The sequence below is a fragment of the Planktosalinus sp. genome (assembly GCF_059864935.1).
Map to the genome: position 1 here is coordinate 1 of NZ_JCBCCK010000435.1, position 2,630 is coordinate 2,630.

Genomic DNA, 2,630 nt, shown 5'->3' on the forward strand with positions numbered 1-2,630 from the left:
GTTTTTTTAATAGCTGTTTGATGTTGTTCCACTTTAAACCCGCCGGCATACATTCTTATGGCATAAGGGTGATTTGCCTGATCCATAAATTGATGAAGTGATTTTAGTTTTCCTTCTTTCCCTGATTTAATTTCTATGGGTATAATTTTATCCTTATGTGCAACGATCAAGTCCACTTCAGAGGATGCTTGCGCTTTCTCCCTTACCCAGAAATTGGGCTTTTTGTAATTTATTGTAGATAAGGAAATAAATTCTTGAGTGATCAGATGCGGAATCACAGCTCCTTTGTAAGCACTATCAAAGTCATCCATAGCCAGCATGGCAGCTTGAATATTTAATTCATAATTCACCAAACCGGTATCTAAAAACTGCAATCGAGGTGATTTTTTTAAATCGGCTTTAATAGGGGGTGTTGTGCCGGTAGCCGGATAAATGAGTTGAATTATTCTAGCATCGTTAAGATTACGCATAGATTCGCCAACTTCTCGTGATTTATAATTGGAATTCCCAAAGTTTTGAAATTTTATTCGTTGGTCCAAATAGAGATGTGCGGTTTGTATAATGTGTTTTATTACACGGGCATCTGTGGCATTATGTGCATATTTCTCTACATCTTCTTTGTATGTTGCCCAGATGCTTTCATATATTGGAGGTAAATCTGCCAAACTTTCTGTATTTAAATAGTTCTTAACGATTTCCGGCATCCCGCCAATAATGGCATATTCGTGAAACAACTTTTTTAAAATAGGTGTGGCATGGGGCTCCACCGGTATTTTATTCAATGCCTCCAGTGCTCCCCAATGTTTTTTAGCTTCAACATACTCCGGAAAATTTAAAGGGTGCAAATACACATATTCCACACGTCCCACCGGAAAATTTTTTACTTTATGCATCACTTGTTCAAGTAGTGAACCGGCTGCAATAACGTGCAGTTCCGGCACGTCTTCATAAAAATAACGCAACATAGCAATAGCTTGAGGAGATTCTTGAATTTCATCTATAAACAACAAAGTGCTTGACTCTTCTTTAATGGAAATATTATGTGTAAGAAATAATGCTTCCACTAGGGTTTTGGCATCTGAAAAATCAGTGAAATAACGCAAATCTGAAACACGTTCTAAGTTAAGCGTTATGTGATGCGAATAGGTTTTTGCGAACTCATTAATCAATGTTGTTTTACCCACTTGTCTCGCGCCTCTTAATATAAGTGGTTTTCGGTTTAAACTACTTTTCCATTTAACTAATACACTGTATATATGCCTTTTGAAATTCATTTTACAATATTTTTACATAAAATAAATGTAAATATACTATTTTTTTGTAACATAATAAAGGTTAATTATATAATATTTTGTAATATAGTAAGTGCTAATTATTTGATTTATTGTAAAATAATAAGCGTTAATTATTGAACAGGTTAAAATATTTTAGAACAAGGCACGAGTATTAACAAACTGTACAAAGCAAAACTGAAGAATTCTACCCCACAAATTTCCTCTTGTAATCTACCAATCTTAAAACTATCTTTGCACCTTAATTTTTCGACAAATGCTAAAGAAAAAAGTACTTGAGTTATTGAATTCGGAACCCTCTTTGATTGAGATGAATGTAAAGGGCTGGGTGCGCAGTTTTAGAAGCAACCGCTTTATCGCCTTGAATGACGGTTCTACTATAAATAATTTACAGTGTGTGGTTGATTTTGAAAATTTTGACGAAGCACTGCTAAAACGTGTGACCGTGGGTGCGGCTATTTCTGTTTCCGGGAATTTGGTGGAGAGCCAGGGACAGTGGCAAAAAGTAGAATTGCAGGTGAGTAAACTTGAAATCCTGGGTGACGCAGATACTGAAGATGTGAAACTCACCATACTTTCTCCCAAACGTCACACGCTTGAAAAACTTAGGGAACAAGCGCATTTAAGAATCAGGACCAACACATTTGGCGCTGTGATGCGTGTGCGTTCAGTTTTGTCATTTGCAGTTCATGACTATTTCCGTCAAAAGGGATTTTTTCATGTGCACACCCCCATCATCACAGGAAGTGATGCTGAAGGAGCCGGTGAAATGTTTCGCGTAAGCACACTTGATTTGCACAACCCTCCAAAAAACGAAGACGGAAGCATCAATTTTAAAGAAGACTTTTTCGGCAAAGAAACCAATCTGACCGTAAGCGGACAGCTTGAAGCGGAAACGTATGCGATGGGTCTTGGACAAGTATATACTTTTGGCCCCACTTTCAGGGCTGAAAATTCAAACACATCAAGACACCTAGCAGAGTTCTGGATGATTGAACCAGAGGTTGCTTTTAATGACCTTGCCGCCAATATGGACCTGGCTGAAGACTTTATAAAGTATGTTGTCAAATATGTGATGGAACATTGCAAAGACGACATGGCATTTCTGGAGCAACGCCAGCAACAAGAAGACAAAACCAAACCCGAAGCAGAACGCAGCCCCATGCCGCTTTTAGAAAAATTGCAGTTTATACTTGAAAACAATTTCAAACGTGTAAGTTATACCGAAGCCATTGATATTTTAAAAGCTTCAAAACCCAATAAGAAAAAACAATTTAAATACCTTATTGAAGAATGGGGTGCCGACCTGCAAAGCGAGCACGAGCGTTTTCTGGTTGA

General features: G+C 37.5%; 2 protein-coding genes. One reads left to right on the plus strand and one right to left on the minus strand.

Going from position 1 to position 2,630, the window contains the following annotated elements:
- Positions 1–1,274: AAA family ATPase (locus AC6F75_RS13035; protein ID WP_500715528.1), on the minus strand; the 1,274-nt coding region annotated here is incomplete at its 3' end.
- Between the two features lie 274 nt (positions 1,275–1,548).
- Here AC6F75_RS13035 and asnS point away from each other — a divergent pair.
- The coding region (gene asnS / locus AC6F75_RS13040; protein WP_500715529.1) for an asparagine--tRNA ligase at positions 1,549–2,630 on the plus strand (1,082 nt) is incomplete at its 3' end.